Genomic DNA, 9,823 nt, shown 5'->3' with positions numbered 1-9,823 from the left:
ATAGATTTCTTCATAGCTAATCTTAGTATGTTTGCTTTATTGATACCCTACTCTATTCACTAATGATTTGTCCTTTAATGACATATCCATTTCTATTAACATAAAATCTTACATCTTTATTTCCAATTTTATACGTATATTCTTTGCCCCATGCTGATGTAGATGTAGACTTTGGTTCACCGTAATGATTCAATAATTCTTTTTCGCTCACTGACTTACCGTCTAATGAGAAGAAAACACCATTCGCTTTATGATTAGAAACCCCGTAATATGTTTGATCATATACATCTTTATCATTTTTAGCTGATTCGTTTTGAGTAATCTTGTAACCATTAATCTTGAAGTTATCAGCTTTTAAAGATGTTTTAAAATTCTTATCTAGAATAAAGTTACTTTGATGTGCTGTATAACCACTATAATTATAATAAGGTTTCACAGATTCTTGCGCATGTGCTTGAGTGACATTAAATAATCCGGGCGTTACGGAAAAGCCCAAAATTAAACTACTAGCTAAAATAAATTTAGAAACTTTTTTCATAAAAACCCTCCTCATATTTGTCTTACAGGCCATATTATTACATTAATGTTACAATGTTTCAATAACATTACATAAATAAATTTAATTTTACCAATTATCGCACTTTTACATTTACTTGTGCCATATAAAGAGAAATAAATAAAGTTTTTTATATTTATTAATTGCAATACTTTAAATAGTCCAGAAATGCATGAGGTCACGTATCCATTCAATGCTAAAGAGAGACAGAAGTGTCTTTTTAAATAAAGAAATATTAGCTATAGACCATGAATCAATACAATCAGATTAGTGCACAGTTGCTTGAAATTACAACATTTTTTATCATTTATAAAAGGTTTAATACGTCATTTCACAGCCAACGAAAATGAAGAAATTATTGATAAGATATTTCAGAGTCTTATCAATAATGGTGAGATCTCAACTACTTTAATTACTAATACATCATTTCTACGTTTATTGCACAATTCTAATAATTTTTATAAAAAAAGAGCGAAAAACACTTTATTTCCGCTCTTATCAATATCATTAAATTTTTCTTTACTAATCTATTCAAATTTTGCATTAATAAATTTAACTGAAACTGCACCTAAAAGCATCATGATTCCTGCAAGCAGTAGCATCGCAGGCATTGAACTTCCCAATAATGGATACAGTCCAAAACTGACTATAGACGCTACAATTTGTGGTAGACAAATACTTGTATTAAATAAACCTAGATATGCCCCTGAATTTTCTCCATCGATTGCCTCAGTTAATAATGTAAATGGTTGTGTATTCATCGTTAAATTATTAATACCAATCAATACAAAAGAAAAAATGAGTAACCATTGATTATGGATAAAGAATATTGAAATAAGACCTATTCCACCGAAAACCAATCCAAAGCTATACCAAAATTTTCTTTGGGATGGTTTAGATCTTGCAATGACAAAACCAAAAATAACTGAGCTCAAAAATTGTATACAGTATAATACGCCGTACCAATTTCCCGCTGCTTGATATCCGGCTGAAGAAGGGTCTGTCACATTCCAAACATTCTTTGCTATTGCACCTGTTGAATATGTCCAAAGATACATCAATGCAAACCAGTTAAAAAATTGAACTACGCTAATTTGCCAAAATTGTTTAGGGGCTTTTTTTAATAACTGTAATAAGTTTAATTTATTATTTCTATTGTTCTCATTGATTCCATGATAATAATTATACGTTTTAGGCTCATATTCTCTAACGGAGATAACTGTCCATATAGAAGCAATTAATAATACTGCTGCTGCAATATAATAAGCTAATTTTACAGTCATTGGTACTTCACCTTTAGGTGCTACATTACTTATTCCCAACATTGTTAATAAAAATGGTAATACTGTAGCAATAATACCACCTAAATTTGAAAAAATTTGTTGCCAAGACCATGCCATATCTCTTTGTTTTTCGTTTACCATATCGCCAATAATCATTTTGTATGGTTGCATACATGCATTTGAAGTCAAATCCATAAGTAAAGTCATTACCGCACCAAAGGATAAAGCCATGAGTGAAGCATATCCAAATCCAAATGAGCCTGCATTAGGTAATAAGACTAATACGATTGCTCCAATCGGACCAGCTATTAACAGATACGGCATACGACGTCCAAATCTGGTCCAAGTTCTGTCAGAGTAGTATCCAATAAGGGGTTGAACAATCATTCCTACTAAAGGTGGCAAAATAAAAAACCATCCTAAATTATTAGGATTAGCTCCTAACGTTTGGAATATTCTCCCCATCATTGCTGATTGAAGTGCAAAAGCCATATTTACACCAAAGAAACCAAAAGTAATTGAAAAAATAACTGCTTTTTTTAAATAGGGTAGTGTAATATCTTGTTCTAACTTGTTTTCCTTATGTGTTCTATCTGTGTCATTCATTTCTATCTCTCCCATTTATTACTCGATATAGTTAATTAATTCACTGATTAACTACCTATAGCAAACAACAATTCGTTGGAACCGTTTTCAATAATAATTTTAACACTTCACAATTTTTAAGCAAGCTTTAATACCTTTTTTGAATAAATTTTATTTTTAAACTTGAATTTATCGACATCAATATTTTAAAGCAATCAAAGATGAAGAGATTCTTGAGTAAGCTATTTCAGTGTTTTTTAAAGAGTGATACAGATACGACTTTTTTCAAGATATCATTAATCATTACTTATCCAAATGAAATGATATAGTATTGTTGAGAAATGTTTGGTATACGTGAGTTTAAATTCAAATAATAAAAAATCACCTGGAACAAAGCGTAATATTCCTGTAGTTGTTATGATAATTACTATAATCATTTCACCAGTGCGACCATGACAAATTTTAATGTTAATGTACAATTGAAGAATAGACAAAATAGACTGAGTAGACAGTGGACGATTAGTGGATATATTCTTGCTTAAAGAAGTTGGGAAAAGGATTATAAAAAGGACTAAGCGACTCATTACGGTCACTTAGTCCTTTTAGTAGTTAATAACCAAGGGTAGCAATAAATGATTAAAAACTAATAATTACTTTAAATTTTTGTTTTCAATAATCTTTAAATAGCTTTATATATTCTCAAAATTATGTTGCTAATTAAAAAATACCAAATTCAATCACAATAATAATTGTGATGCGCTAGGAATCAAGATATCAACTCCAGATGTCTATAAGATGTGTTTATAATTTTAAATCTTAGCAATAAATACAAACTTTATTCTTTAAATTAATAAACATTGTTAAACAGGAATATTGAAACTTACTTTTGCGTGATTATTCTCATTTTCTAAAATAAGTTCACTATTATATTGTTGAAGCACAATATTAGCAAAATATAGTCCGATACCAGACCCATTTGATTCTTTACCTTTTGTCCCCCATTCTTTGGCAGAATTCAGTTCATCTTCAGTAAATATTCTTCCATCATTGGTTATGGTGAAGTTTAGTAAATGTTCGTTTATAACTTCAAACTTTATAGATATTTGTTTTTCAGCATATTTCAAGGCGTTATTAATTAGATTATCGATGACGTGGTATAGAACTTGATTGTTAATGCTTAAGGTATGATAAGGGAAATCATGATCAACATCAATAATCAGTTCTCTCTCCTTTAATATGTATTGTTGATTATAGCTCTCTTTAATGATTTTTATTACCTTATCAACATGAATTGTATCTGAATGGTTTGGCAATAGGTTGATGTTTTTAATATGTATTTGTAATTGATTATTTATTCTATCAATAGATTGTAACGCAATGTCTGCTTCCTTGTTTATTTTAAAATGTATTTCCTCCTGAGACAGATTAGAACGATTAATCTTTCTTAATAATTCAATATGACCTTGAAGGACGGTTAACGGTGTTTTTAAATCATGTTCTAAAATTTCGAGTTTTCTTTTAAAATTATTTTGAATAGATAATTGATCTTTAATACTATTAGCAAGATAAGTATGTATATGCTCAACTTCTTGAATCACTTTATTGAATTCTGAAATACTCATTTTCTTATATTCAACATCAGTGCGGTTATTTTTTAATCCTTGAATCGTATCATTAAGATAATTAATACTAGTTGTAATGTACTTTTTATAAAAAAATTGTGTGAACACGTAAATGATTAACAAAGGAGTCATAATACTGATACATGCGCTAGTAAAAGAGAAAATGTAATGAGGTTGTTTCCAAAAATTAGTGTATAAAGACTTTCCAAAATTTGAAAATTCTAATACATTAAGCAAAATTTGTAGTAAAAATACTAATCCAACACTGACAACTATAATTGCTATGATAAGACGTGTCATTTTTCTTTTTAAACTTTCTACTCTAGCCATTTATATCCAACTCCCCACTTTGTATCGATGTATTCAAAACGACTATAACAACTTAACTTTTTTCTTATTTTACGTATATGTTCAGCCACAACTTGAGTATTGCCTGTCTTATTTAAATTAATCGAATCATATATCTGTTCTTTACTGAAATAATATTGAGGATTTAAAGATAGTAATTTTATAATTTCAAATTCCTTTTTTGTAATATCTATCGTCATGTTATTTACATCAATTCTATATGTATCATAATAAATGATTAATTCTTTAGTTTTTTTTATGTTGGGAGTCATACTTTGAGAATGACTTTGATTAAGTACATTTTTAATTCGAATTATAAGTTCTTCCATATAGAAAGGCTTAGGTAAGTAATCCTTTGCACCAAGCGAGAAACATTTCAGTCTAGTATCAAGATTATCTTTAGCAGTAAGAAAAATAATAGGTATATTACTCTCTTTAAGTGATTGAGCAACTTCAAACCCATCTATATACGGCATTTTAATATCTAGAATGATTAAATCAATTTTGTCATCGATTTGTTTTAAAACGTCACGTCCATTATAAGCGACAATAGTGTTAAAACCTTCTAAGTATAAACTTTCTTCTATAAATGACACAATTTTTTCTTCATCGTCGACAATCATTATGTTATACATCACAAATCACCTAAGCTTGTTTTTATAGTATTCATGTTACGCTAGAAATTATAAATGACAATGCTTGATTTCAAAACGTATTAATTTTGTACTTTTTTGATAATAGTGTAACTAAGAATTAATAATACAATTCCTAATAAAAATTGAAATATTTTTATATAAAATGGAAAGTTAAAGGTTTCTGAGAATAAATACATAAAGCCTAGATTTCTAAATCCTAAGCAGAATAAGAAATATACAAGTCCAAACATTAAGCCATTTAATGTATTACCACTAAGAATACTTGTTAATAAACATATTGATCCTATAAATAAAGTACTGGTTAAAGCAATAAACATATCTCTCAAAACAATGATATTTGAGTTAAATAAATAAAATATAAATAAATTGATTGTAATTAAGAACAGTATATAGATGATTGTTATAACTAATCTAAGCATAAATACGAATTGGTAGTCATGACACTTTGCACTAATAGTTAACTTAGACTTCTTGTTTTGATCTACAGAATAGATAGCAGTAAATAACAATATGCCTAGTATAGTAAATATTAACTCAATGTATTGTGTAACTCTCTCATGATTAAGATTAGATACACCAAAAATAAACATTCCACCAAATAATAGAATTAAAATTCCCATGTAAAGTTTGACTAAATTAGTTTTGATATCTATTAGTAAAAATTTTGGCATTAAAACCTACCTCTCTTCTTTTCAGGTCAAATATATATGTACTAAGTAGAATTAAAAGTAAACCTAAGCCAAAGTATGTAAATCTATTAGCTAAAATTTGATTGAAGTGATTATAGAAAAAAACTGCGTTAAATAAAGTATTATGTCTAGGAATCAATAGAGAACCATAGCACCCCTCAATGGCACGAGAACCTATATTTAAATTGATAAACCAAATTACTATTTGTATCATTACACCTAAATAAGAATTCAATATAATTGTGACAAACAATCCCATCGCGATAGTAAATATTAAAGTGGGTAATGTCCACAAGATTAAAATTTTATAAAAAATAAATAAAGAAAACATCGATATTTGATGTATCATCGATAAACAAGTAACAAAATATATTGATACTAATAATACTGGTAAATATGCCAAAACAAGAATAGTAAATACACGTGTAGAAATTAATTGGTATGATGATATAGATTTAGAATGAATCGTTTTAATGGCATTACTTTTTTTGTCTTGAAGAATCATTTGAGCTCCAAAAAAGAATGGAAGTATTCCTAACACTACCCCCATAATATCTGAAAAATATCTACTATATGCTCCATAATAGTACTCTTTATTTTTTATAATATTCTTCTCTTTAACATACGTGCTCTTACTCATATTCTTAATTCCAAATAATGAAATATTATTTTTAGAATATTGAGATCCCCATCCAACAACATGTGATACGCTATTAGAATAATTTTTAAACTGATGAAAATTATTCGTTTTTTTCATTTTTGATATTAGTTTCTTTATTTTAGAAATTTGTTGGTCATTTAACTTTTTTTGTTTTAAAAATCCAAATTGATACGTTTTAAAGTTATTTTGATGTACTTCGTTCTTTAATTCTTTAATTTCATTTGACATTATTATGTTTTTATCAGTAGAATACATAGTCATATTTTGAGGTTGATATACATCTGAATTAATAGGATGTTTGAGGACTTGTTGACAATTCAATACCGTGAATATAATAATCAATAAACAATAAAATAGAAATGTCTTACTAAACATTAAATGTTTAAATTCCATTATAAATAGACGCATGATTCAAACCTCCTTATTGTTTTTTTAAAAAATACATATAAGCATCTTCAAAATCAGCTTTAACTTTTTTAGCGTTTGCAACTTTTGTTTCAGAAATAAACCTAACTTTTAATTTATTTTCAATTTCTTGAGTTTTAGTAATAAATAAGTCATTTTCTCTGAATGATTCCAACTCCGATGGGGATAGATTGATTTCATAAATATGATCATCACTTTGTTGTATCAACGATGGTATGTCACCTTTATATACAAGACTTCCTTTATCTAGAATAGCAATCCTATTACAAGTTGATTCAATGTCGCTCACAATGTGAGTTGATATAATTACAATTTTGTTTTCAGCTAAATCAGATAATAAATTGCGTAGCCTTACTCTTTCTTCTGGATCTAATCCCGCCGTTGGTTCATCGACAATAATTACTTTGGGGTCATGTAAAATGGCTTGCGCTATACCTAATCTTTTTTTCATTCCACCAGATAAACTTTTAACTTTTTTATTTTTATAATCAATTAGATTAACCTTACGAAGAATTAAATCTACATATTTATCGAAATTCGTTTGATTTATTTTAGATAAAAAACCTAAATAGTATAAAACTTCCGAGACTTTCATATTAGGATAAAAATCAAAATCTTGAGGTAAGTAACCAATCATTTGTCTAATCTTTTGTGAATTCTTAATTTCAATACCATTAATTGTTACTGTTCCCTTACTTGGTTGAAGAATTGTTGCAATAATATTCATTAATGTAGATTTACCAGATCCGTTTCTTCCTAAAATACCAAACATACCATTGGGAATTACTAAATCCAATGAATTAAGCGCATCTTTCTTTCCATCATATGATTTACTCAAACCTTTGATAACTATTTCATTCATCCAAAATTAGCCTCCTTTTATATCAACATATCAAAAAGAAATCAATAATATATCAATTTTAGGAAATTCACAAAGTGTACAATTATGAAGGTTTGGTCAATATTAATTAAATTGATAAAAAATTGATAGAGTAAATGATAACTTGATATCGAGGTGATTAGATGTATATCAAAAATACAAATATACATGAAGTTTACTTTAAAAATAAAGTTTTACTAGTCAACTTCAACAATGGACAATGGGTAAGAACAAGTAGAAAATATTTTGAAGTTTTAAACAAATTGGTTGAATCTAATCAAATTGGAGATTTTATGAAGTATAAATATGTAAGTAATGTGATAGATAACTTAAAGCGGCTTTTTAACGAATTGCTTGAAATACGATACTACGTAGATGAAGAAAAAACTTATAAAGAAAATAATTTAAGTGTGTCTTTTACTCTTACAAATAAATGCAATCTTTCTTGTAGTCATTGTGCTCTATCTGCTTCTCCTTTATCACAAGATATTTTAAGTACAAATGATGTCAAATATGCAATTGATAAGATTATTGACGTCAACCCGAATACACTTATTCTAACTGGTGGAGAACCCTTTATTAGAAACGATATATTAGAAATTATTTCATATATAAGAACTAACTTTAAGAATAAGTTGGTGATTATGACTAACGGTATGTTAATCAGAAAAAAATTCATTCCATTTTAAAAAAAGAATCGTATACGTCAATAAGTGCGAAATGGCATCCTTACGTGTGCACATGGCGTCGTAGAAGTTAAATTATAATGAAAATATTGATGGTATGGATAAGGAATTAATTATCCCCCCTCCGAGAATCGGATATCAAATGCAATATTTAGGGTGATGATGGAAATAAAGTTGTTGACATAAAAAATAGAACTCATGAGCGTATTAATCTCATCAGTTCTATTTTTTATGAGTATGGATGATAATATTTTGAGCTTTTCTTACTCGCTTGGCGTGTATTCAACACTGTCAGTAAAATAAATATTTTCTCCTTTTTTCTCTACAAAAGTAAATTCAATATTTTTAGAACCTGTGGATGAACCTTTTAAATCACCTGTACCTTTTAATAACAACTTAGGGGCTTGTTCGGTTGGAATATCATATCTTTTTCTTATTTGTTTTACATTATAATCATTATTACTGAGTTGATATTTAGCTGAATAATTAGGCGCATTAGGATTATAAGATACCTCACCGTCTTTATAATCTTTTAAATCTTTAAAATTGCCATATTGTGAGAAAAACTTAAAGTTTTCTATTTCTTTTTTTATTTTTTCATCTTTTATTTGTTTAGATGGAATGAATTTATTATCAATCAATTTGACTGGATATTCTTTCTTTCGAGTCTGAAATCCTATATCACTTTTTTCTTTTACTTCAGTTATCATGAACTTACCTTTGGACGTTCTTGTATTTCGATTCATAAATAAAACCATTCGTCTAGTTTTTAAACCTTCCCCCTTTTGTTGAATATTAATACTAGAAGTTATTACCCATGTTCCTTTGTCATTTTTATTAAATTCTTCATCTCGATACCCCTCTTTATCGTATAGATCTTCTAAGTTTTTAATAGGATACATACTTAACTTTTTATTAAAACTTTTTTTGATTTCCGTTTCTTTGCTATCGTCTTTATTTATAAATCCACATCCACCAATAAAAATCGTTATTAATAAAAAACTGATGCATAAAAGTAACTTTTTAGAATGTTTCACATTTTCACATCTCTCTGTTTTTGAATTCTTTTCTAAAATCATGGTATCTTCATATAAATATTGAGTTATAATACAAATTTCTCTTTTATATTACCAAACAATAAACACCCATTCATTTTAAATTATTTTTGTATATAATTGTTATGGTTATATAGTATAAAAACCACATAGTCATATTTATGTATAACTGCGTGGTTCATCAATTATTTTTACTTATTATACGCTTCCCCTTATCAATGATATTGCTAAAAATTCCCTAAACATAATTCTACTTTTTTAATAATCGCTAATGCTCATATTTAACAACTTATTTAAATGGTACATTCTCACTTATCATACTCTCACCTATATAAGTAATAAGGTTCTGTTGCAAAGTAAAAAAATATAGCTAACC

At 27.6% G+C, this 9,823-nt stretch carries 9 protein-coding genes; 1 reads left to right on the top strand and 8 read right to left on the bottom strand.

Annotation, left to right across the window (positions count from 1 at the left end; genetic code table 11):
* Nucleotides 1-52: 52 nt before the first annotated feature.
* The 7 genes from HMPREF2576_RS07205 to HMPREF2576_RS07175 all read right to left on the bottom strand — a co-directional run bounded on the left by HMPREF2576_RS07205 (nt 53) and on the right by HMPREF2576_RS07175 (nt 7,688).
* Nucleotides 53-538: an immunodominant staphylococcal antigen IsaB family protein gene (locus HMPREF2576_RS07205; RefSeq protein WP_001830502.1), complete on the bottom strand. Its 486-nt coding sequence runs from the start codon at nt 536-538 to the stop codon at nt 53-55.
* A 545-nt stretch (nt 539-1,083) separates the two neighbouring features.
* On the bottom strand, nt 1,084-2,445 hold the full coding sequence (locus HMPREF2576_RS07200; protein ID WP_002469141.1) for an SLC45 family MFS transporter: 1,362 nt from the start codon (nt 2,443-2,445) through the stop codon (nt 1,084-1,086).
* A gap of 839 nt (nt 2,446-3,284) precedes the next feature.
* The gene (locus HMPREF2576_RS07195; protein ID WP_070856151.1) at nt 3,285-4,376 is read right to left on the bottom strand and encodes a sensor histidine kinase; all 1,092 of its coding nucleotides are present in this window, start codon (nt 4,374-4,376) and stop codon (nt 3,285-3,287) included.
* Entirely contained in the window at nt 4,364-5,029 is a 666-nt protein-coding gene (locus HMPREF2576_RS07190; RefSeq protein WP_002467640.1) for a response regulator transcription factor, read from the bottom strand. The genes HMPREF2576_RS07195 and HMPREF2576_RS07190 overlap by 13 nt, the downstream gene beginning before the upstream one ends.
* An 80-nt stretch (nt 5,030-5,109) precedes the next feature.
* Nucleotides 5,110-5,721, bottom strand: a complete 612-nt coding sequence (locus tag HMPREF2576_RS07185; protein WP_002470724.1) for a hypothetical protein — start codon at nt 5,719-5,721, stop codon at nt 5,110-5,112.
* The gene (locus tag HMPREF2576_RS07180) at nt 5,687-6,808 is read right to left on the bottom strand and encodes an ABC transporter permease (protein WP_002467677.1); all 1,122 of its coding nucleotides are present in this window, start codon (nt 6,806-6,808) and stop codon (nt 5,687-5,689) included. Before HMPREF2576_RS07180 ends, HMPREF2576_RS07185 begins: the two co-directional genes overlap by 35 nt.
* A 13-nt stretch (nt 6,809-6,821) precedes the next feature.
* On the bottom strand, nt 6,822-7,688 hold the full coding sequence (locus HMPREF2576_RS07175) for an ABC transporter ATP-binding protein (protein ID WP_070856149.1): 867 nt from the start codon (nt 7,686-7,688) through the stop codon (nt 6,822-6,824).
* Between the two features lie 161 nt (nt 7,689-7,849).
* Between HMPREF2576_RS07175 and HMPREF2576_RS07170 the strand changes: the two genes are divergently transcribed.
* Complete coding sequence (locus HMPREF2576_RS07170) at nt 7,850-8,395, top strand: radical SAM protein (RefSeq protein ID WP_230691294.1); 546 nt, start codon at nt 7,850-7,852, stop codon at nt 8,393-8,395.
* A 260-nt stretch (nt 8,396-8,655) separates the two neighbouring features.
* Here HMPREF2576_RS07170 and HMPREF2576_RS07165 read toward each other — a convergent pair whose 3' ends face one another.
* Nucleotides 8,656-9,429, bottom strand: a complete 774-nt coding sequence (locus tag HMPREF2576_RS07165) for a tandem-type lipoprotein (protein ID WP_002505142.1) — start codon at nt 9,427-9,429, stop codon at nt 8,656-8,658.
* Nucleotides 9,430-9,823: the final 394 nt, after the last annotated feature.

It is taken from the genome of Staphylococcus sp. HMSC063F05 (genome assembly GCF_001837075.1).
Lineage (GTDB): Bacteria > Bacillota > Bacilli > Staphylococcales > Staphylococcaceae > Staphylococcus > Staphylococcus epidermidis.
This window is presented reverse-complemented; position numbering and strand designations above follow the sequence as displayed.

Excerpts from the sequence above, each read along its gene's own strand:
- HMPREF2576_RS07205 (WP_001830502.1), bottom strand. The coding sequence starts at position 538 with ATGAAAAAAGTTTCTAAATTTATTTTAGCTAGTAGTTTAATTTTGGGC.
- HMPREF2576_RS07200 (WP_002469141.1), bottom strand. The coding sequence starts at position 2,445 with ATGAATGACACAGATAGAACACATAAGGAAAACAAGTTAGAACAAGAT.
- HMPREF2576_RS07195 (WP_070856151.1), bottom strand. The coding sequence starts at position 4,376 with ATGGCTAGAGTAGAAAGTTTAAAAAGAAAAATGACACGTCTTATCATA.
- HMPREF2576_RS07190 (WP_002467640.1), bottom strand. The coding sequence starts at position 5,029 with ATGTATAACATAATGATTGTCGACGATGAAGAAAAAATTGTGTCATTT.
- HMPREF2576_RS07185 (WP_002470724.1), bottom strand. The coding sequence starts at position 5,721 with ATGCCAAAATTTTTACTAATAGATATCAAAACTAATTTAGTCAAACTT.
- HMPREF2576_RS07180 (WP_002467677.1), bottom strand. The coding sequence starts at position 6,808 with ATGCGTCTATTTATAATGGAATTTAAACATTTAATGTTTAGTAAGACA.
- HMPREF2576_RS07175 (WP_070856149.1), bottom strand. The coding sequence starts at position 7,688 with ATGAATGAAATAGTTATCAAAGGTTTGAGTAAATCATATGATGGAAAG.
- HMPREF2576_RS07170 (WP_230691294.1), top strand. The coding sequence starts at position 7,850 with ATGTATATCAAAAATACAAATATACATGAAGTTTACTTTAAAAATAAA.